Consider the following 18868-nt stretch of genomic DNA (forward strand, 5'->3'; position numbering starts at 1 on the left):
TTCCTCTCACCTAATGCGGATTTGCGGCAGTTGCAAAGGGTCACAAAAACGCAATCAACAGCCCCGCTTGCGCGCCCCAGTAGAGGACCCAGATCATATAGGGCGTGATGCGTAGCGCCGGATGGCCGTCAGGCAGCAGAAACTTTTCAGTCGCCAGTATCAGGTCCGACGCGATGAAGGCCAGTGCGGCGGGCAGGGCCCAGCGTAACGCGCCCGCCTCGGGCAAGGCGAGGACCGTAATGCCCATGCCAAGGATGATCGGGATATAGCCCAGAACCGGTATCTTGAGGTCACCGGCGCGGGGGGCGAGCAGGGTTGCAGCAACGATCCCGAGGATGATCAGCGACCAAAAGATGCCGGGCTTGTCGAAGATCAGAGCGGTGTCGCTGTATGGATGGCTGAGGAACAGAGCGATATAGGCCAGGTGGCCTGCTGCAAATGCACCGATCCCTGCCATGAAGGTCGAGTCCGTCTCGCGTGATAACAGCGCGTCGCCCAAGGCGCACAGGACTAGCGCAAGGGTCAGTAGCATGGGGGCGCCACTTAAGACAGCAACCAGCGCCAGTAGCGCGACAGAGGCCGTCTTGAAGAGGGATCGCAGGGGGCTGGCCGGGCGCGGTGACATCGGCAAATAGGCCAGCGCGCTCGCGGCAGCGATCCAGAAAAAAGCGGTTGTCATCAAATGTCCCCCATTTGGCTTTTTTTGGCAGCATCACCGGGATCGCCATTACAACTCAAGCGGTGACGTTAAGGCAGCCGGTTTAGGGGATTGTCTGTTGGCGATGCTGACCGGCATCTGTCAGAATGTTCCCATGCTCAGGCGTATTGCGATTCTTCTGACACTTTCTGCGCAGACGGCAGCGGCTCAGTCAGCTTTGTCTGGGGCTGAATTCGACAGTTATACGCGCGGAAAAACCATGTTCTATGGGTTTCAGGGAACGGTTTACGGCGTCGAACGCTATTTGCCCAATCGCCGCGTGATCTGGTCTTTTCTGGACGGCAATTGCAAAGAGGGTGTCTGGTACGAACAAGCGGGCCAGATCTGCTTTGTCTACGAAGACCGGATTGACCCGCAATGCTGGGTCTTTACCAAGTCTGACGGGGGCCTGATCGCCTTGTTCGAGGGCAACTCGGACGCCACCGAGCTGTACGAGGCCGAGGACATCAATGAAGAAATGGTTTGTCTCGGCCCCGAAGTCGGGGTCTGAAGGCGCATTCGGCTAGAACAGCGAGCCCTGGTCCGGTGCATCTTTCTTTGCTGACTTCTTAGGTGCCGCCGCTGAAGTCGTGGGTTGGCCCGTATTCAGCAGACCATCTGCGAATTCGATCTCGAATGCGCTGTGTTTTGACGCCTGTTTCTTGGTTGTCAGAACCTCGCCTTCAGCTCGGACCACAGCGTAGCCACGCTGCAACGTCGCCTTGTAGCTAAGTGTTTCACGCAAGCGATCAGCGGCGTCCAGCTGTTGCCGCATCCGATCCAGGCGCGTGGCCTGTGCCGCGTTCATACGGTCGGCCAACCTGTTGATATTCTGCTTTTGTTGTTCGATCTCTCTGTGGATTGGGCGCAGAGACAGACGGGATGACAGGTTGCGTAAGGCCTCGTTTCTGGTCGAAACGAGATTGCGCAACGTCGACGGGCGCAGATGTGCGGACAGCTCGACGACCTGCAGACGTCGGTTCTGGACGCCGCGATTCAGTGCGGGCGTCAGCCGATCTGCAATCAAATCAAGTCGTTGGCGTGGAGTGTTCAACAAACTGTTCGGGCGAGGCAACGCGCGGGACAGATCACGAAGCCGTTGAGACCGCCTTTGAACCGCATCCGAAGCGGCACGAGACAGACGCGCGCCTTGCTCACCTGTCCAGGCCAGTATTTCCATTCGAACCGGCACGGCAAGCTCGGCCGCGGCGGTCGGTGTTGGCGCGCGGCGGTCTGATACAAAGTCGATCAGCGTCGTATCTGTTTCGTGACCAACGGCTGAAATCAGAGGAATGTCCGAAGCGGCCGTCGCACGCGCGACAATTTCTTCGTTAAAGCCCCAAAGATCCTCGATCGACCCGCCCCCCCGGGCGACAATGATCAGGTCGGGGCGGGGCAGTGAACCGCCAGGTGTCAGCTTGTTGAACCCTTCGATGGCCCGCGCAACCTCGGGCGCGCAGTTTGAGCCCTGTACAGCGACGGGCCAGATCAGCACCTTGCGCGGGAAGCGATCTCGCAGGCGGTGCAGGATGTCCCGGATCACAGCACCAGATGGTGAGGTCACCACGCCAATGATCTGCGGCAGGTACGGCAGAGGCTTTTTCCGTTCGGGCGCAAACAGACCTTCAGCCTCGAGCTGTTTCTTGCGCTTTTCCAGCAAGGCCATAAGTGCGCCTTGCCCGGCGACCGCGACCTCATCGACGTTCAGGTTGTATTTCGATTGCGCGCCAAAGGCCGTCAGACGACCGGTGACGACAACCTCAAGACCTTCTTCCGGCACCACGGATAGGCCCGAAACCTGACCTTTCCAGGTGGTGCAGGCCAAAACGTTCCGGTCGTCCTTGATGTCATAGTACAGATGCCCCGAACGCGCCGTAAACACGCGTCCGACTTCACCGCGCACACGGATTCGTCCAAACGTGCCTTCGAGCGTGCGTTTCACTTCGCCCGAGATGTCTGAAACGGAGTATTCTGGGGTGTTTTGGCCCGGGATCGGGTCATCAAGCAGGTCGGACATTTCAGCGCCTTGTGTCAAATGCCCGGCCAGCTTAGAACGCCCGGAAGGCGAGGCCAAGCAGATCGGAGACCTTCATGAACATCCTTATTCTCGGCAGCGGCGGGCGGGAACACAGCCTCGCCTGGGCGGTGATGCAAAATCCCAAATGTGACCGCCTGATCGTGGCGCCGGGAAATGCCGGGATTGCGCAGATCGCCGATTGTGCTGCGCTGGATATCGAGAATGGCGGCGCGGTTGTCAGTTTTGCCGAAGAGAACGCGATTGACTTCGTGGTCGTCGGCCCCGAAGCGCCCCTGGCCGCTGGCGTCGCGGATCGTCTGCGTGAAGCGGGTGTGCTGGTCTTTGGCCCGTCCGCCGATGCGGCGCAGTTGGAAGCATCGAAGAGTTTCACCAAGGAAATCTGTGACGCGTCGAACGCTCCGACCGCAGGCTATGCAAGGTTCACTGAGGCCGAGCCTGCCAAGGCTTACGTCCGCGAACAGGGCACGCCGATCGTGGTCAAAGCCGATGGTTTGGCGGCAGGCAAGGGTGTGATCGTCGCCATGGACGAACAGACCGCGCTGGAGGGCATCGACGACATGTTCGGCGGCGCTTTTGGTGGCGCGGGGGCCGAGGTGGTGATTGAGGAGTTCATGGAGGGAGAAGAGGCGTCTCTCTTCGTCTTGTGTGATGGCGAAGATATTCTGTCCATTGGCACGGCGCAGGACCACAAGCGCGTGGGAGAAGGCGACACGGGCCCAAACACAGGCGGTATGGGGGCGTATTCCCCAGCCCCGGTCCTGAGCGCCGAGATCGAGGCGCGCGCGATGGAAGAGATCGTGCGCCCGACCATGGCCGAGATGAAGCGCCGGGGCATGCCGTTTCAGGGCATTTTGTACGCGGGACTGATGATAAAGGACGGCCAACCGAGGTTGGTCGAATACAACGTCCGCTTTGGTGACCCGGAATGCCAGGTTCTGATGATGCGGCTTGGTGCCCAGGTTCTGGACCTGCTTCATGCCGCGGCCGAGGGTCGTTTGAGCGAGACGCAGGTGAACTGGGCTGACGATCATGCGATCACCGTTGTGATGGCGGCACAGGGGTATCCGGGTTCCTACGTAAAAGGATCTGCGATCAAGGGCTTGGATGCGCTACCAGAGGACAGCAGCAACATGGTCTTTCACGCCGGCACCAAGGCCGTTGATGGGCATGTTCACGCCGCAGGCGGGCGGGTTCTGAATGTGACCGCGCGCGGGAATACACTGCAAGAGGCGCGCGACCGGGCCTATGCGATGGTTGAAGGTGTGGATTGGCCCGAAGGCTTTTACCGCCGCGATATCGGCTGGCGATCTCTTTGAGTGGTTGGTAGGACAGGGGGCTCTGCATCCGCCGCGCTTTGCGCGACTCCCCCGGGAAATTTTTAGCCAGATGAAGCGGATCCGGTCAGTGATGTGTGGGCTGGATCCGGTCCTGACGGAGGTCTCTGGCCGACAGACCGTGGGCGGTGCGGAAAGCACGGGCAAAGCTGGATTGTGAGGCAAAGCCTGTGGCGAGTGCCACGTCCATCAATGGCATATCCGTATCGGTTACCAGACGCCGCGCTTCGGCCAGGCGCAGTTGCAGATAGTGATCCTGTGGTGTTGTATTCAGGCGCAAGCGGAATTGCTGCTGCAGGGTACGCGGGCTGGTGCCCAAGGTATCGGCGATGTTGGCCAATGGCAGCGGATCCTCAAGAGACCTTTCCATGAGAGAGTTCGCCTTTGCGGTCAGGGCCGTATGGCGATGCGGTGCGCCAGTGCGGCTTTGTGGTTTTGTCGGGCTTGGCGCGCCATCGTAGAGGAACAGGCCGGATACACGGGCGGCAAAACCTGCGCCGTGGCGCGCGGCGATGATGTGTAGCATCATCTCGACCGCGGGGATCGCCCCGCCTGAGGTCAGCCGGTTGCCGGACACAGTAAATCGGTCAGGGCGAACATCGACTTCGGGGAAGCGGGTCGCGAAATTGTCCAGATCCTCCCAGTGTGTTGTGGCGGAGTGGCCGTTCAGCAGGCCGGCTTCGGCCAGTAGCCAAGGGCCGCCGTCGATGCCAGCCATGGTGGCTCCGGTACCGGCAATGCGGCGCAGTCCGGCGAGCAAGCTGGGTGTGGCGTGACGGGCCAGTTGGAAACCTGCAATGACGATCATCAGGTCGCAACCCTGCAACCGAGCCAGCGGTGTGCCTGGAACATTCAGGGCGCTGGTCAGCATCGCCGGTTCCGCTGTGGCCGTCACATAATCCCAGTCAAAGGCTGGGCGGTCCGCCAGACGGTTGGCGGCGCGCATGGGATCAACGGCCGAGGCAAAGCTGAGCGTGTTGCATTCATCCAGAACCAGCACGGCCGTTTTTAGGGCGCGATGTTCGGGCTGCAATATGTTTTTTGCGGATTTCATCAAGTTCGATTCGCATTCTGGCAAGTTGTTTCCATAAAGCTGCGCCAGAGTCGGGGATGAACGCAAATCGGAATCCGGGGAGAAGCCTGAGGATAACTTAGGTCAAAACCGGGTATAAGTTGGGGAAAACACCATGCCACTGGAAATGAACCGCGAAGTCTTCATCACCTGCGCTGTTACCGGCTCGGGCGGAACACAGGATCGCAGCCCGCATGTGCCGCGTTCGCCCAAGCAGATTGCCGAAAGTGCGATCGCCGCGGCCAAGGCAGGCGCGGCCATCGTGCATTGCCACGTGCGTGATCCGGAAACCGGTGCACCCAGCCGTCGTCTGGACCTGTACCGCGAGGTGACTGATCGCATTCGTGAAGCCGAGGTCGACGTTGTGCTGAACCTCACCGCCGGGATGGGCGGCGACATGATTTTTGGCCCGACGGAATCTCCGCTGCCGTTGAACGCGGACGGCACCGACATGATCGGCGCGGCTGCTCGGGTGGAGCATGTGGCTGAATGTCTGCCCGAAATCTGTACTCTTGATTGCGGCACCATGAATTTTGCCGAAGCTGACTATGTCATGACCAACACGCCAGGCATGCTGCAGGCGATGGGCCGGATGATGACGCATCTGGGCGTGAAGCCCGAGATCGAAGCATTCGACACTGGTCATCTGTGGTACGCCAAACAACTGGTGAAGGACGGCGTACTGGACAGCCCGGCACTGGTTCAGCTGTGCATGGGCGTGCCGTGGGGGGCTCCGGATGATCTGAACACCTTTATGGCCATGGTGAATAACGTGCCTGATGACTGGACCTTCAGCGCATTCGCGCTTGGGCGGAACCAGATGGCATATGCGTCGGCTTCGGTGCTGGCGGGCGGCAATGTGCGCGTTGGCCTTGAGGACAATCTGTTCCTCGATAAAGGCGTTCTTGCGGAAAACTGGCAGCTGGTTGAGCGGGCGAACACCATCGTTTCGAACATGGGCGCGCGGGTGATCGGCGCGCAGGAAGTGCGTGAGAAGCTGGGGCTGGTGAAACGAGCACCTAAGGGTTGAATTTTCTCCTTGTAGGAAGTTCGCCTTGCCATGACACCGGGGCATCAACTGAGGGAATGAGACTCATGAAAGTGATGTTGCGGTGTCTGGCTGTCGTTGGAGCGGGGCTTATGGCGGCTTGCCTTCCGGCGGATGAAAAGGCGGAGGCGGCTTCTGTGAACAATGGGAGGCAGGCCTGCGAAGCCAAAGGCGGTGTCTACGAGGTTGCAGGCAAAGCCCAGCAATATGTGTGCGTTCTGCCGCTGGCAGATGCGGGCAAGACCTGTGAAAAAGGTTCGGACTGTCAAGGCTTTTGCCTGTCCGAGACCAAACAATGCAGCGCGGTCACGCCGCAGTTCGGGTGCATTCCTCATCTGGATGAGACGGGACGCGAGCTGGTGATCTGTATCGACTAGGAAAAGAAATGACACAAACAGCAGCAATCATCGGTGGTGGTGTAATCGGTGGCGGGTGGGCCGCGCGGTTCTTGCTTAACGGTTGGGACGTTCGGGTTTTTGATCCGGACCCTGAGGCCGAGCGCAAGATTGGTGAAGTTCTGGACAACGCGCGCCGGTCTCTGCCGGGGTTGAGTGATGTGCTTTTGCCGTCTGAAGGGGCGCTTTCCTTCCACGACGATCTGACGGACGCCGTGCAAGGGGCCACTTGGATTCAGGAAAGTGTACCTGAACGGCTGGATCTGAAGCTGAAGGTTTACAAAAGCTTGCAAGAGGCCTGCGATCCGGAGGCGATCATCGGGTCGTCAACCAGCGGGTTCAAACCGTCCGAGTTGCAGGAAGGCGCGTTGCGCCCTGAACAAATCGTGGTGACACACCCGTTTAATCCGGTTTACCTGCTGCCGCTGATCGAATTGGTGCCGACCGACAAGAACACGCCCGAGTTGGTCGACCGCGCGAAGGACCTGTTGAAATCGGTGGGTTTCTTCCCTCTGCATGTCAAAAAAGAAATTGATGCGCATATTGCTGACCGGTTCCTCGAAGCCGTCTGGCGCGAGGCGCTGTGGTTGGTCAAGGACGGTATCGCCACGACTGAAGAGATCGACGAAGCAATTCGCATGGGTTTTGGCATTCGCTGGGCACAGATGGGTCTGTTCGAAACTTATCGCGTGGCCGGTGGCGAGGCGGGGATGCGGCATTTCATGGCGCAGTTTGGTCCGGCACTGAAATGGCCCTGGACCAAGTTGATGGATGTGCCCGAGTTCACTGATGAGCTGGTCGACATGATCGCGGATCAGTCTGACGCACAATCGGGCATGCACTCAATCCGCGAATTGGAGCGTATTCGGGACAACAACCTTGTTGGCATGATGCGGGCCCTCAAAGCACAAGATTATGGGGCCGGTGCTGTTTTGAACCAGCATGACGCGGCGCTGAAACCGGGTGCCTTGCCGACGATGGATCAGGCCGATCTGAGCCAACCAATTCTGACACTGGCGCGTGCAGTGCCGTTGGATTGGACGGATTATAATGGCCACATGAACGAGGCCCGGTACCTTGAAGCCTTCGCCGCAGCGACCGACCGCTTCATGGAAATCATGGGCTGCGATGCGGATTACATCTCCTCGGGTGGCAGTTACTTTACGGCCGAAAACCACCTCCGCTATATCGACGAAGTCCACGCGGGTGCAAAGATCGAAGTGCGCACGCAGTTGCTTTTGGGGCAGGGCAAGAAGCTGCACGTGTTCCATTCCATGTACGAAGGCGACAAGCTTTTGGCCACGGGCGAAAGCTTCCTGCTGCATGTAAGTCTGGAAACCCGTCGTCCGAGCGCACCTTCGGCCGAGATCGAAGCGGCTATGGCCCGGATCGCCGAAGCTCAGGCTGGATTGCCTTATCCTGAAGGTGCGGGTGCTGCGATCCGCAAACCGGCATGAGTGGGCGCGTTCTGATCACGGCTGGCGCCTCGGGCGTTGGCCGCGCTATGGCCAAAGCCTTTGACGCAGCTGGTGCGCAGGTCTGGGTGGCTGACGTCAACCCGAAGGCGCTGTCAGTTTGTCCGGCGCATTGGCGGCGGTCCGAGGCGAACGTCGCGGACGAGAATGCCGTGGCCACCTTGTTCCAAGACATCGAGGCGGAATGGGGTGGTTTGGACACCCTGTGCGCAAACGCAGGAATCGCGGGACCAACCGCTTCGGTTGAAGACGTTGCATTGGACGATTGGCGCATGTGCCTTGCAGTAAATCTGGAGGGTGCCTTTCTGTGCGCCAAACACGCGGCGCCGATCCTGAAACGTCAGGGCAGTGGCGCGGTGGTCATTACGTCTTCGACGGCTGGCCAATATGGGTACCCTAATCGCGCGCCTTATGCTGCTGCGAAGTGGGGGATGATCGGTCTGGCCAAGACCCTGGCGATGGAGCTTGGCGCGCATGGCGTGCGATGCAATGTCATCTGCCCTGGCTCAGTAGAAGGCCCACGGATGGAAGGCGTGCTGCAGCGAGAAGCCGACGCCAAGGGCATGACGCGTGACCAAGTCTATGACGGTTACGCCTCGGGCACTTCAATGGGTCGCTTTGTCGAAGGTCACGACATCGCCAATATGGCCGTGTTCCTTGCATCGGATGCGGCGCGGCTGGTGTCGGGGCAGGTGATTGCCGTTGATGGGCACACCGTCAACCCCGACCCGAAAATCTAACCCTGATTGGGTCCGCGAATCTGGCGGATGCTCTGGCGAACCGCCTGCCAGTCGCGGGCTTGCTGCATGTTCCCGGCGTCTTTGCATTCGCGCATCTTCTGCGCGGCTTCCGCCTCAGCCTGATCTCCGTGGGCGGAATAAAGCGCCCGTGCGTATTGAGCAGTTTTTAATGCGTCCATTCCTATGGTCCTCCGTCTGTGATCGGATCGCTCGAAAGTTCGCGCCAAGTGACGATATCACACCTTGGTCGCTTACGCATCTATGAGGCCGTTATCAGGCGGAAATCGTTGATCGCAGCTGCCTGAGATGATCGGGGAAGTCCCGCGCCGTCACATCCGCTTCTCGCACCAACGTATCGAAATGACGGGAAAAAACTTCGATTCTGTCGCGGTCCCGAAAGGCCATATAGTGACTGCCCGCGTAGAACACACACAGCAGCGGGCCAAAAATCGTGACCGGCGCAGAATAGAGGCGTTTGGCATCAAACAGATAGATGCGCATTCGGGGATAAAGCTGGTCGCTCAGCTCCAACAGGTGGTCGATCTGATCCATCCTGATCTTTGGGCACAGGCCTTCGTAGTATCCGGTCGCGCGGGCAAAGCTGTCGATCTCATACAGTGGCATGGCGATTTCATAATCTGATTGCGCACTGCGCATCCACGTCAGCCGGTCTTCTGATGCGCCGATGGCCTGATCCGCCGTTCGCCCCAGATGGGGGGCGTATTCCCACTCTAGCACAGCGCGGGTTTTCAGCATGTCGGGCAGGGTGGCAGGTACATAGCGAACCTTGTAGCCAGCCGCTTCTTTGTGCCATTCAAAAATGCGCTCATCGACCAGCGCGCGTGGCGCCTTGGTCATACTCAGAGAAAGCGCCAGAAGCTCTGCAGCGCTTTCTGGCCGATCCGATAAGCTCAGCAGCCAGTCAGCCGAAACACCTAGCGCTGTGGCGCAGCTGCCAACGACATGCGCGTTCGGCAGGCGCGCACCTTCGCCAGTCAAAAGTTGGGATACGGTCGATCGGTCGACACCGATATCCCGGGCCAGCGCGCTTTGGCTGATGTCACGTTCTTCCATCGCGCGGGCAAGGCGTTGGCGAAACTGTGCAGCGCGGTCTCGTTTGTCTAATTTATCCGTCATATGTTGATTTATATCATGGATGATGAATTTTGTTAATCATATTCAGAATTTTCAACTCGGCCACGATCCGTAATTCTTAAAAAATAACAATAATATGGGTGACGGAATGGAAACGCGACGAAGATCGGTCGTGAAGGCTGTGGTGTGGAATGCGATGGGCCTGGTCATGATGACTCTGGTGGGTCTTATCGCGACAGGCTCTGCCGCAGTTGGTGGGACGTTGGCGATTGTGAACACGGGCATCGGCCTGACGATGTACGTGATCTATGAGCGTGTCTGGGCAGGCATCTCATGGGGTCGAAATGTCTGAGCGGCCGGGTCCCGAGTGGGGCACCTTTGCCCTGATCATTGCGTGTTATGCAGCGTGGCTGACGGTGATATTCACACTTCCCATTTGGCTGGCAATCCCCGCCATGGGCTTGGTCGCGGCGCTGCACTCATCACTGACGCACGAGGCGCTGCACGGGCACCCGTTCCGCACGCGTTGGCTGAACGAGGCGCTGATGGCGCTGCCGCTAACCTTGTTCATTCCTTACAACCGGTTCCGCGACCTACATCTGGCGCACCACAGGGATTCGACCCTGACCGACCCCTATGACGACCCCGAGTCGAACTATCTGGACCCGAAGGTTTGGAATACGCTCAAAAGCTGGCAAAAGCGGCTCCTGAGGGCGAACAACACACTACTCGGGCGCATGGTGTTGGGCCCGACGATTGGTCAGTATCTCTTCTTTCGGGATGAGTTGCGCGGCGCCAAACGCGGAGACAGAGCCGTACTGTTGGCATGGGGGCTGCACCTGGTTGGGGTGGCCGCGGTTTTGTGGGTGGTTGCTGGGTCTCCAATGCCTGTATGGGCCTTTGTTCTGTCTGCTTACATTGGCTTGGGCCTGGTCAAGATCCGGACGTTTCTTGAACACCGAGCGCACGAAAACTCCAGCGCCCGAACCGTCATCGTTGAAGATCGTGGATTGTTGGCTTTTTTGTTTCTGAACAACAATCTGCACGTCGTTCATCACATGAATCCCGGTGCTCCGTGGTATCGGTTGCCTGCGCTTTATCGTGCCGGAAAAGACCGCTATCTGGCCAGCAACCACGCTTATGTCTACCGGTCTTACGGGCAGATTTTCCGGTCCTATTTCTGGCGTACCAAGGACCCGGTCGAGCATCCGCTCTGGCCAAAGGGTTGATTTGACGACACAAGGGAATCCATGAGTTTGTGGATTCCCATCACCATCGCCGCCGCGGCATTTCAGACCGTGCGGTTCATGCTGCAAAAGTCGCTGAGCACCGTGAAACTTTCGGCAGCCGGCGCGACTTTTGCGCGTTTTGCCTATTCCATGCCGTTGGCCGTTCTTGCGCTGATCGTGGCGATGCAATTGACCGGGTTCAGCCTGCCGGCCCTGACCGGGCGTTTCTGGTTGTTTGCAGTGATCGGCGGGACTACGCAAATACTGGCGACCATCTGCGTGGTGGCCCTGTTCAAGCAACGCAATTTTGCCGTCGGTATTACATTCAAGAAGACTGAAGTTATCCAAACCGCCATCGTCGGATTTCTGGTCCTGGGCGATCAGGTGTCCTCGGGTGCGTTGTTTGCGATTGTTCTGGGACTGGTGGCGGTCTTGCTGTTATCGAAAAGCCCTGGTGGGGAAGGGGCTTGGTGGGCACACCTCACCAACCGTGCATCGCGCCTTGGGCTGGGTTCGGGCGTGCTGTTTGCTTTCTCATCCGTTAGCTATCGCGGTGCCTCGTTGGAACTGGGGGATTTAGACGCCTGGTTTCGGGCACTGGTCACCTTGGCCGTGGTGGTTTCGTTCCAATTCCTCAGCATGGGACTGTGGTTGCTGTGGCGCGACCGTGCCGAGCTGCGCGCAGTTTGGGACACACGCCGAACGAGCGTTTTTGTCGGGCTCACCAGTCTATGTGGATCGTTCTGCTGGTTTTTTGCCTTCACGCTGCAAAACGCGGCCTATGTCAAAGCTCTCGGGCAGGTCGAACTGATCTTCAGCCTGTTCGCCTCGCTATTGTTTTTCCGCGAAAGAATCACCCGGCGCGAGATCGCCGGGATGACGTTGCTTGGTGCCTCGATACTGGCACTGGTGCTTACGATTTAGCCTGCACGGCGTTCGTCAAAGCTGAGGGCGATGAAGCTGGGCAAGTGATCGCCCATGCCGACAACTGCAGGGCCCCTGTCGTCTCTGCGACCGCGGCCTTTGGACTCTTTGTCCTTACGGGGCTCTCTATCCTTGCGCGGTTCTCTATCCTTACGAGGCTCTCTTTCCGTACGGGGCTCGCTTTTGCGCCGATCGGACTTTTTGGTGTCCGCCGCTTTGGGCTGATTCTCGGTCTTTGGGGTATCGGCTTTGGAGTCATCCGCCTCAATCGGGTTGTTCAGACGGGGAATTTCTCTCTGAATCAACTTCTCCACCGCCGCCAGCGCCTTTTCATCGCGGGAAGAGCAGATCGTGATCGCCTTGCCCTCACGCCCGGCGCGACCGGTGCGGCCAATGCGGTGGACGTAATCCTCGGGGTGGCCGGGGACGTCGAAATTGATCACATGGCTGACGGATGGCACATCCAATCCGCGCGCGGCCACGTCCGAGGCCACGAGTAGGCGCAAAGACCCGTCCCGGAAGCCGTCGAGTGTTTTCGTGCGCTGGGATTGATCCAGATCGCCGTGGATCGCGGCGGCGTCATAGCCGTATTTCTTGAGAGACTTGGCGCAGATATCCACATCGGTCTTGCGGTTGCAGAAGATGATGGCGTTGGTGCATTTCTCGCCTTCAGCGTCGATCAGTGCCCGCAGGACATTGCGTTTTTGGCTTGCCTCACGATCCCGACGACCGCCTTTGAACATCACGACGCCCTGTTCAATAGTTTCCGAAGCGGTGGCCTGACGCGCAACCTCGACCCGCGTGGGTGCAGACAAGAAGGTGTCAGTGATCCGCTCAATCTCGGGCGCCATAGTGGCCGAAAAGAACAAGGTCTGGCGCGTGAACGGCGTCAGCGAGAAGATGCGTTCGATATCGGGGATGAACCCCATGTCCAGCATCCGGTCAGCTTCGTCGACAACCATGATCTGAACACCGGTCAGCAGTAGCTTGCCGCGTTCGAAATGGTCCAGCAGGCGACCCGGTGTGGCGATCAGGACGTCAACGCCCCGGTCGATCAACGCGTCCTGTTCTTTGAAGCTAACGCCACCGATCAGCAGCGCTTTGGTCAGTTTCAGGTGTTTGGCGTAGGTGTCGAAATTCTCGGCCACCTGCGCGGCCAGTTCCCGGGTTGGGCACAGCACCAGCGAGCGCGGCATACGTGCACGGGCGCGCCCACGAGCCAGCAAGGTGATCATCGGCAGCGTAAAGCTGGCCGTCTTGCCGGTACCGGTCTGAGCAATGCCCAGAACATCACGACCTTCAAGGGCAGCGGGAATCGCGCCTTCCTGAATTGGCGTGGGCGTTTCGTATCCGGCTTCCTCAATGGCTTTGAGGACCTTCGGGTTCAGGTTCAGTTCGTTAAATTTTGTCATGTATGTCCGGTTCATGCGGACACTAGACCTAGCCCGCGCGTCAATGGAATGCCGGGCCCGGATGGCCATACGCTGTCAGGCGCATTGCGGCTTTGCGCGGACATAACAAAATCATGGGGCAGGGTCAAATGAAGAGCCCTTAACCTGACGTCGCTAGCGCCCACTGCAGATTTTCCGCAACAATTCAGCAGCTTCCGGGGAAGTGTTTCACAACTTTCGCGTCCAGATCCAGCGGTCTGTGCCGGATCAACCCATATTCTTCGAGACGTGTGCGTACGCCAGGATCGGCACCGCTAATTTCGTCATAGAACGCGCGCAAGCCGTCCTGGCCCTGTTCTGTCTCGATCCAGTTGAACAGCTCATTCTTGTTCAGACCGCCCAGTTCGCGCGGAACATTAGGGGACATGCCGGGTTGATAGGACCCACGCGCCATCCGGAACTGATAATGCGCCGCCCAGTGGTTCCAATCCGGGGCGTGGCGATGACACAGCTCTAACCCCGGAAGTTCAAATTTGCAGGGCAGAAGCTTTTTGTTTTGAAACAAATTGTGGATTCGAAAGTTCAGCTTTTCCATACCTGTACGGACAAATAATTTACCCTGAACATGGCTGAGAAACCCGCCAAGAACAAAGCCACCATAGTTGGGATAGATCGACTGCACTATGGCTGAACGGTCCGGTCCGCTGGGGATATGTGCTTTGAACAGATCTTCGCCCCCTGACATTTCCTCCATCGGCCGGACGCGGACGGCAGGGATTTCGGCGGGGACGGATTGCAACTGCTCACGGATGGGTTTTGAAGACCAAAGGAACTCATCCACGTCGATATGGGCCAGCCAGTCCAGATCGGTGTTGCGATAGGCGAATGTGGCATGAAGTGTCTGACGAACCTGATGGCGGTCCGGGCGGTCGCGTTTGCGTTTCTCCCAAAAGGCATCGTCGCAGATTCGCGCTCTGATTTTTGGGTGTTTCCTGAGGGCCCGGTGCGCCTCACGGTTGGGTTCGTCCAGGTAGATGTACAGATAGTCCGCACCCAGATCGAGGTGATGGGCCGCGAACCTGAGTATGTCGCGGGTCGATCCGCGAACCATTGAGACGATGCCCCAGGTCGTCATGCCCAGACCTGTTGTGCGACGCCATATTTACGCGCAACGCAAGAATGAGCGTCGGGCGATTCCATACTGAATTCAAAAAGTTTTTTCTGGGCGCCGAACCCGTGTACTGCGCCTGTGGGCGTCTGGAGGTCGTCATTCATGCGTGTAAAATTGCACAGGCCATGTTGCCTGTGCAATCAGCCTGACACATCACACCATCATTTCTTTCGTGGCCGTCAGGTTCAGTTCGGGATAGTCGCGGATGATCCGGTCGATGTCCCACTGAAGGCGCGTCAGATAGACGATGTCGCCATCATGATCATGGGCGATGTGCTGCTTGTTGGCGTTGACGAACTTTTCGACCTCGGCCTTGTCACCGCTGACCCAGCGGGCCGAGGTGAACTGAGATGCTTCGAACCGAACGGGCAGGCCGTATTCCATCTCGATCCGGCTGGCGAGCACTTCAAATTGCAGCGCGCCAACGACGCCAACGATAAAGCCCGATCCGATTGAGGGTTTGAACACCTTGGCCGCACCTTCTTCGGCAAACTGCATCAGCGCCTTTTCCAGATGTTTGGCTTTCATCGGGTCGCCGGGGCGCACGGTTTGCAGCAGTTCAGGCGCGAATGAGGGGATGCCGGTCACCCGGATAGATTCGCCTTCGGTCAGCGTATCGCCGATGCGCAATTGCCCGTGGTTGGGGATGCCGATGATATCACCGGCCCAGGCCTCTTCGGCCAATTCACGGTCGGACGCCAGAAACAGCACAGGGTTCGAAATCGCCATCGGCTTTTTCGACCGCACATGGGTCAGTTTCATGCCACGCTTGAAATGGCCCGATGCCATACGAACAAATGCCACGCGGTCGCGGTGCTTGGGGTCCATATTTGCCTGAACTTTGAAGACAAAGCCGGCGACTTTCTTTTCGTCGGGCGCGATTTGACGAGGTTCGGCAGACTGGATCTGCGGCTGCGGGCCATAGGCGCCGATGCCCTCCATCAGTTCCTTGACACCGAACGAATTGATCGCCGAACCAAACCAGATCGGGGTCATATGCCCCTCAAGCACTGCCTGCGGGTCCATGGCGGGCAGCAGCTCGCGCGCCATCTCAACCTCTTCAAGGAACTTTTCCAACAGATGCTCGGGCACGTGTTCGGCAAGTTTCGGGTCGTCCAGCCCATTGATTTCGACGCTTTCGGCCACCTTGTTTCGGTCGGCGCGGTCCATCAGTTCCAACCGATCGCGCAGCATGTCATAGCAGCCGATGAAATCGCGGCCCACGCCGATGGGCCAGGCAGCAGGGGTGACGTCGATGGCCAGCATTTCCTGGATTTCGTCGATGATCTCGAACGTATCGCGGCTTTCGCGGTCCATCTTGTTACAGAAGGTCAGGATCGGGAGGTCACGCAGGCGACAGACCTCGAACAGTTTCTGCGTCTGGCTTTCCACGCCTTTCGCGCCGTCGATAACCATCACGGCGGCGTCCACTGCGGTCAGCGTGCGATAGGTGTCTTCCGAGAAATCACTGTGACCGGGCGTATCCACCAGATTGAACCGGAAGTTGTCGTAGTCAAACGACATTGCCGAGGCGGAAACCGAGATACCGCGATCCTTCTCCATTTGCATGAAGTCCGAGCGTGTTCGTCTTGCCTCACCCTTGGCGCGCACCTGACCTGCCATTTGAATGGCGCCCCCGTACAACAGGAACTTTTCGGTCAGCGTCGTCTTGCCCGCATCCGGGTGCGAGATGATGGCGAATGTCCGGCGCCGAGCAATCTCGGGCGGCAAAACGGGTTGGTTGGTGGCGGTATCAAGCATGAACGCGCGTATATGCGGGGAATCCTGCCGAGGCAAGACAAAGGGACTGGTTCGAATCGCAGAGCTTTGGCAATGAGAACATATAGTGAACAAATAGTGGAGAGGTGTGATGAATTTAAAAAAAATTGCAGACGAACTGGTCGCTGGATGTCGGGAAGGCCGGGCCAAAGCGAATTTGGACAAACTCTATGCAGACGATGCCATTTCGGTCGAAGCGACAGATGCCATGGGCATGGGTCGTGAAACCGCAGGTCGTGATGGCATACGTGGCAAACATGAATGGTGGGAAGGCGCGCATGATGTAAGCGGCGCTTCGGTCAGCGAACCGTTTATGCATGGCGACGACCGCTTTGCCGTGATCTTCGAAGTGCAGGGCACAGTTAAGGAAAGTGGCGACAGTTTTGATATGCGCGAAGTCGCTATTTACCATGTCGCAGACGGCAAGATCGTGCGCGAAGAATTCTTTTACTAACGTGTTTTGGTTTCTGGTCTTCCCTGAAAGGCTGGTGCTAGATGTGCGGCAAAGACAGGGAGGATCAGATGGATCTTGGGATCAAAGGTAAACGTGCGCTGGTTTGTGCCAGTAGTAAAGGTTTGGGTCTGGGTTGTGCCGAGGCGCTTGCAGCGGCCGGCGTTGATCTGGTGATGAACGCGCGCGGGTCTGAGGCTTTGGAAGCCGAGGCCACGCGCCTGCGATCTGAACATGGGGTGGACGTGCAAACCGTCGCCTGCGATGTGACCTCGGTTGACGGGCAAGAACAGGTGATAAAAGTCGCGCAGAGTGTTGATATCCTTGTGACAAATGCCGGAGGCCCGCCCCCGGGTTTGTGGTCGGACTGGGATCGCGATGATTTTATCAAAGCGCTGGACTCCAACATGCTGACGCCAATTGCGTTCATGAAGGCTTTGTTGCCTGGGATGATGGACAAAGGCTGGGGCCGGGTGGTGAATATCACCTCGCAATCTGTGCGCGCGCCGATCCCCGCACTGGGTCTGTCGAACGCGGCCCGCACCGGTTTGACGGGGTATGTCGCGGGAACTGCGCGTCAGGTGGCACCAAAAGGTGTAACGATCAACAACTTGCTGCCGGGCATTCACGCCACCGACCGGGCGGACTCACTGGATGGTGGCGTGGCTGAGCAAAAAGGAATTTCAATGGACGAGGCGCGCGCTGAACGCGCGGCAACCATCCCGGCGCGACGGTATGGAACGCGTGAAGAATTTGGTGCAGCTTGTGCGTTCCTGTGTTCGCAGAATGCCGGTTTCATTGTCGGGCAGAACATACTGCTGGATGGTGGCGCCACCAACCTGACGATGTGATCATGGCACAAAACTTCTCGCTTAAAGATCAACTGTTTAATGTCGAAAAGACCCGCTACTTGGCGGGACTTTTCGCGGGCGCGGACCCGTCCTTTGATGCCGAGGCGTTTGAGGCGCAGGTCATGTCGCGTCTGCTGGATCTGGAGTTGAAAGAGAGGATGGCCTGGATCGCCGAATGTCTGCAACATGCGGTGTCGGGCGACGTGCCTCAGATCGCACCAACGCTGCTGCGCGCTCTGCCGCCGCCATTGGATCCCGGCAAAACGGATGATGATTTTGGTGATTTCATCTTTGCGCCGCTGGGTGACTGGGTTGTTGCCGTGGGGATGGATCATCCGGATCAGTCATTGGATGTGCTTGAGGAACTGACCCAGAGGTTTTCAATGGAATGGGCCATACGGCCATTCCTCAATACCCATCAGGAACAGGTGCTGGCGCGGATGCAGGAATGGTGCATACACGACAGTTACCACGTGCGCCGACTGGTCAGCGAAGGCACAAGACCGCGTTTGCCTTGGGGGCAGGCGGTGGGGCTGGACCTGACCGATCCGCTGCCTCTACTGGACCGGCTGCATGCCGATGGGACGCGATATGTCACGCGGTCGGTAGCCAACCACCTGAACGACATCTCCAAGAAAGATCCCGATCTGGTTCTGGATCGGTTGCAGGAGTGGGACACGAGAGGGCAACAGGATCAGGATGAGTTGGACTGGATGACCTCGCACACCTTGCGTGGTCTTGTGAAAGCAGGCCATCCGCGCGCCATGAAAATGCTGGGCTTTGACCCGGATGCGAAGGTTTCGGCCGATGTTACCATAAAGGGTGATGCAAGGATCGGCGGCGCGTTGGAATTCGATGTAATGCTGAGTGGTAACGGCGACCAACCTGTTTTGGTGGATTACATTGTTCATTTTCAAAGGCCTGGGGGTAAAACCTCTGCCAAAGTGCACAAGCTGAAACAGTCCGCGTTGGCAGACGGTGCTCTTACCCTGACCAAAAAGCACAAGCTCAAAGGTGACGCGACCACGTTCAAACTTATCCCCGGTGCGCATCGGCTTGAGATACAGGTTAACGGCAAACTGCGCGCGGGCGTTGATTTCGAACTGATGGCATAACCCCTACACGCCCTCACGCTTTCGTCAGATTCTAAAGGCCCGGATTGCGCCAAGCCCCGCGCT

20 protein-coding genes are annotated in these 18868 nt (G+C 58.3%); 12 read left to right on the plus strand and 8 right to left on the minus strand.

Annotation, left to right across the window (positions count from 1 at the left end; all coding sequences use genetic code 11):
* Positions 1-40: 40 nt before the first annotated feature.
* Positions 41-679, minus strand: coding sequence for a lysoplasmalogenase (locus DK510_RS08605; RefSeq protein WP_109311734.1), 639 nt, complete (start codon positions 677-679; stop codon positions 41-43).
* A gap of 103 nt (positions 680-782) precedes the next feature.
* Between DK510_RS08605 and DK510_RS08610 the strand changes: the two genes are divergently transcribed.
* Positions 783-1208 carry a hypothetical protein gene (locus tag DK510_RS08610; RefSeq protein WP_282118867.1) on the plus strand — a complete coding sequence of 142 codons (426 nt, stop codon included), beginning with the start codon at positions 783-785 and terminating at the stop codon, positions 1206-1208.
* 12 nt (positions 1209-1220) lie between these two features.
* Here the strand turns inward: DK510_RS08610 and xseA are convergent, their stop codons facing one another.
* Entirely contained in the window at positions 1221-2714 is a 1494-nt protein-coding gene (xseA, locus tag DK510_RS08615) for an exodeoxyribonuclease VII large subunit (RefSeq protein ID WP_109311887.1), read from the minus strand.
* 74 nt (positions 2715-2788) lie between these two features.
* On the opposite strand from xseA, the gene purD reads away from it, so the two are divergent.
* Complete coding sequence (gene purD / locus DK510_RS08620; RefSeq protein WP_109311735.1) at positions 2789-4051, plus strand: phosphoribosylamine--glycine ligase; 1263 nt, start codon at positions 2789-2791, stop codon at positions 4049-4051.
* 85 nt (positions 4052-4136) lie between these two features.
* Here purD and DK510_RS08625 read toward each other — a convergent pair whose 3' ends face one another.
* On the minus strand, positions 4137-5123 hold the full coding sequence (locus DK510_RS08625; protein WP_109311736.1) for a GlxA family transcriptional regulator: 987 nt from the start codon (positions 5121-5123) through the stop codon (positions 4137-4139).
* A gap of 133 nt (positions 5124-5256) precedes the next feature.
* On the opposite strand from DK510_RS08625, the gene DK510_RS08630 reads away from it, so the two are divergent.
* From DK510_RS08630 to DK510_RS08645, 4 genes are all read left to right on the plus strand, one after another.
* Positions 5257-6171 carry a 3-keto-5-aminohexanoate cleavage protein gene (locus DK510_RS08630; protein WP_058271842.1) on the plus strand — a complete coding sequence of 305 codons (915 nt, stop codon included), beginning with the start codon at positions 5257-5259 and terminating at the stop codon, positions 6169-6171.
* Between the two features lie 65 nt (positions 6172-6236).
* A complete protein-coding gene (locus tag DK510_RS08635; RefSeq protein ID WP_109311737.1) occupies positions 6237-6566 on the plus strand; it encodes a hypothetical protein in 330 nt (109 codons plus the stop codon).
* An 8-nt stretch (positions 6567-6574) separates the two neighbouring features.
* A complete protein-coding gene (locus DK510_RS08640; protein WP_109311738.1) occupies positions 6575-8041 on the plus strand; it encodes a carnitine 3-dehydrogenase in 1467 nt (488 codons plus the stop codon).
* A complete protein-coding gene (locus DK510_RS08645; RefSeq protein ID WP_109311739.1) occupies positions 8038-8799 on the plus strand; it encodes an SDR family oxidoreductase in 762 nt (253 codons plus the stop codon). Before DK510_RS08640 ends, DK510_RS08645 begins: the two co-directional genes overlap by 4 nt.
* On the opposite strand, the gene DK510_RS08650 is transcribed toward DK510_RS08645, so the two are convergent.
* Together DK510_RS08650 and DK510_RS08655 are read right to left on the minus strand one after the other, a co-directional pair.
* Positions 8796-8978 carry a hypothetical protein gene (locus tag DK510_RS08650; protein WP_058271838.1) on the minus strand — a complete coding sequence of 61 codons (183 nt, stop codon included), beginning with the start codon at positions 8976-8978 and terminating at the stop codon, positions 8796-8798. The two genes, DK510_RS08645 and DK510_RS08650, sit on opposite strands and share 4 nt — an antisense overlap.
* A 94-nt stretch (positions 8979-9072) precedes the next feature.
* Entirely contained in the window at positions 9073-9936 is an 864-nt protein-coding gene (locus DK510_RS08655; RefSeq protein ID WP_058271837.1) for a helix-turn-helix domain-containing protein, read from the minus strand.
* Between the two features lie 106 nt (positions 9937-10042).
* On the opposite strand from DK510_RS08655, the gene DK510_RS08660 reads away from it, so the two are divergent.
* Genes DK510_RS08660 through DK510_RS08670 form a run of 3 tightly spaced genes read left to right on the plus strand, consistent with a single transcriptional unit; the run spans position 10043 to position 12047 of the window.
* Positions 10043-10246 (plus strand): DUF2061 domain-containing protein, encoded by a 204-nt coding sequence (locus tag DK510_RS08660; RefSeq protein WP_109311740.1) that lies wholly within the window; start codon positions 10043-10045, stop codon positions 10244-10246.
* Positions 10239-11123, plus strand: coding sequence for a fatty acid desaturase (locus DK510_RS08665; protein ID WP_109311741.1), 885 nt, complete (start codon positions 10239-10241; stop codon positions 11121-11123). The genes DK510_RS08660 and DK510_RS08665 overlap by 8 nt, the downstream gene beginning before the upstream one ends.
* Positions 11124-11144: 21 nt before the next feature.
* Positions 11145-12047, plus strand: coding sequence for a DMT family transporter (locus tag DK510_RS08670; RefSeq protein WP_109311742.1), 903 nt, complete (start codon positions 11145-11147; stop codon positions 12045-12047).
* Here DK510_RS08670 and DK510_RS08675 read toward each other — a convergent pair.
* The 3 genes from DK510_RS08675 to DK510_RS08685 all read right to left on the minus strand — a co-directional run bounded on the left by DK510_RS08675 (position 12044) and on the right by DK510_RS08685 (position 16370).
* Positions 12044-13459 carry a DEAD/DEAH box helicase gene (locus DK510_RS08675; RefSeq protein ID WP_200833226.1) on the minus strand — a complete coding sequence of 472 codons (1416 nt, stop codon included), beginning with the start codon at positions 13457-13459 and terminating at the stop codon, positions 12044-12046. The genes DK510_RS08670 and DK510_RS08675 overlap by 4 nt on opposite strands.
* A gap of 184 nt (positions 13460-13643) precedes the next feature.
* A complete protein-coding gene (locus DK510_RS08680) occupies positions 13644-14573 on the minus strand; it encodes a glycosyltransferase family 2 protein (protein WP_200833227.1) in 930 nt (309 codons plus the stop codon).
* A gap of 189 nt (positions 14574-14762) precedes the next feature.
* Positions 14763-16370 (minus strand): peptide chain release factor 3, encoded by a 1608-nt coding sequence (locus tag DK510_RS08685; protein ID WP_109311744.1) that lies wholly within the window; start codon positions 16368-16370, stop codon positions 14763-14765.
* A gap of 109 nt (positions 16371-16479) precedes the next feature.
* On the opposite strand from DK510_RS08685, the gene DK510_RS08690 reads away from it, so the two are divergent.
* From DK510_RS08690 to DK510_RS08700, 3 genes are all read left to right on the plus strand, one after another.
* The gene (locus DK510_RS08690) at positions 16480-16842 is read left to right on the plus strand and encodes a nuclear transport factor 2 family protein (RefSeq protein WP_109311745.1); all 363 of its coding nucleotides are present in this window, start codon (positions 16480-16482) and stop codon (positions 16840-16842) included.
* A gap of 68 nt (positions 16843-16910) precedes the next feature.
* Positions 16911-17690, plus strand: coding sequence for an SDR family oxidoreductase (locus DK510_RS08695; protein ID WP_109311889.1), 780 nt, complete (start codon positions 16911-16913; stop codon positions 17688-17690).
* A 2-nt stretch (positions 17691-17692) separates the two neighbouring features.
* A complete protein-coding gene (locus tag DK510_RS08700; RefSeq protein WP_109311746.1) occupies positions 17693-18805 on the plus strand; it encodes a hypothetical protein in 1113 nt (370 codons plus the stop codon).
* The last annotated feature ends 63 nt before the right edge of the window (positions 18806-18868 follow it).

Origin of the sequence: Ruegeria sp. AU67, from assembly GCF_900312795.1 — a bacterium.
GTDB lineage: Bacteria > Pseudomonadota > Alphaproteobacteria > Rhodobacterales > Rhodobacteraceae > Ruegeria > Ruegeria atlantica.

Coding starts and splice junctions, on each gene's coding strand:
- DK510_RS08605 (WP_109311734.1), bottom strand. CDS start 679: ATGACAACCGCTTTTTTCTGGATCGCTGCCGCGAGCGCGCTGGCCTAT.
- DK510_RS08610 (WP_282118867.1), top strand. CDS start 783: ATGCTGACCGGCATCTGTCAGAATGTTCCCATGCTCAGGCGTATTGCG.
- xseA (WP_109311887.1), bottom strand. CDS start 2,714: ATGTCCGACCTGCTTGATGACCCGATCCCGGGCCAAAACACCCCAGAA.
- purD (WP_109311735.1), top strand. CDS start 2,789: ATGAACATCCTTATTCTCGGCAGCGGCGGGCGGGAACACAGCCTCGCC.
- DK510_RS08625 (WP_109311736.1), bottom strand. CDS start 5,123: ATGAAATCCGCAAAAAACATATTGCAGCCCGAACATCGCGCCCTAAAA.
- DK510_RS08630 (WP_058271842.1), top strand. CDS start 5,257: ATGCCACTGGAAATGAACCGCGAAGTCTTCATCACCTGCGCTGTTACC.
- DK510_RS08635 (WP_109311737.1), top strand. CDS start 6,237: ATGAAAGTGATGTTGCGGTGTCTGGCTGTCGTTGGAGCGGGGCTTATG.
- DK510_RS08640 (WP_109311738.1), top strand. CDS start 6,575: ATGACACAAACAGCAGCAATCATCGGTGGTGGTGTAATCGGTGGCGGG.
- DK510_RS08645 (WP_109311739.1), top strand. CDS start 8,038: ATGAGTGGGCGCGTTCTGATCACGGCTGGCGCCTCGGGCGTTGGCCGC.
- DK510_RS08650 (WP_058271838.1), bottom strand. CDS start 8,978: ATGGACGCATTAAAAACTGCTCAATACGCACGGGCGCTTTATTCCGCC.
- DK510_RS08655 (WP_058271837.1), bottom strand. CDS start 9,936: ATGACGGATAAATTAGACAAACGAGACCGCGCTGCACAGTTTCGCCAA.
- DK510_RS08660 (WP_109311740.1), top strand. CDS start 10,043: ATGGAAACGCGACGAAGATCGGTCGTGAAGGCTGTGGTGTGGAATGCG.
- DK510_RS08665 (WP_109311741.1), top strand. CDS start 10,239: ATGTCTGAGCGGCCGGGTCCCGAGTGGGGCACCTTTGCCCTGATCATT.
- DK510_RS08670 (WP_109311742.1), top strand. CDS start 11,145: ATGAGTTTGTGGATTCCCATCACCATCGCCGCCGCGGCATTTCAGACC.
- DK510_RS08675 (WP_200833226.1), bottom strand. CDS start 13,459: ATGACAAAATTTAACGAACTGAACCTGAACCCGAAGGTCCTCAAAGCC.
- DK510_RS08680 (WP_200833227.1), bottom strand. CDS start 14,573: ATGACGACCTGGGGCATCGTCTCAATGGTTCGCGGATCGACCCGCGAC.
- DK510_RS08685 (WP_109311744.1), bottom strand. CDS start 16,370: ATGCTTGATACCGCCACCAACCAACCCGTTTTGCCGCCCGAGATTGCT.
- DK510_RS08690 (WP_109311745.1), top strand. CDS start 16,480: ATGAATTTAAAAAAAATTGCAGACGAACTGGTCGCTGGATGTCGGGAA.
- DK510_RS08695 (WP_109311889.1), top strand. CDS start 16,911: ATGGATCTTGGGATCAAAGGTAAACGTGCGCTGGTTTGTGCCAGTAGT.
- DK510_RS08700 (WP_109311746.1), top strand. CDS start 17,693: ATGGCACAAAACTTCTCGCTTAAAGATCAACTGTTTAATGTCGAAAAG.